Origin of the sequence: Mesorhizobium sp. M5C.F.Ca.ET.164.01.1.1 (assembly GCF_004792125.1) — a bacterium.
GTDB lineage: Bacteria > Pseudomonadota > Alphaproteobacteria > Rhizobiales > Rhizobiaceae > Mesorhizobium > Mesorhizobium wenxiniae.
The window spans coordinates 1-283 of the sequence record NZ_SRTG01000604.1 but is presented as its reverse complement, the minus strand read 5'-3'; the positions used below and the strand labels follow the sequence as shown (position 1 = coordinate 283).

At 60.4% G+C, this 283-nt stretch carries 1 protein-coding gene; it reads right to left on the bottom strand.

Translation table 11 applies throughout. The features are described from left to right. Nucleotides 1-283: DUF1217 domain-containing protein (locus EN807_RS34955; protein ID WP_135938117.1), on the bottom strand; the 283-nt coding region annotated here is incomplete at both ends.

The window sequence follows — 283 nt, the reverse complement described above, 5'->3', positions numbered from 1 at the left end:
GCGAGGTAGTAGGTCGTCTCACCATGCACATAGGCCGAGTTCGGATCGACGCCGGCGATCTGCGCCTGGGTGGCGTAGTTCTTGGTCACCAGCTGCTGCGCCTTGTTGTAGATGGTCGCATCGGCGCCGTTGGCGGCGAAGTTGAAGGCGCTGACGAATTGGGCGTAGCGCTTGTCGCTCAACTTGTTGGCGAAGCTGTCCGAATCCGAGACGCCTTCCTTGAGCGCCTTGACCATGAAAGCCTTGGCATAGGCCATGTCGCCCAGGCCGTATGCCTTCATGG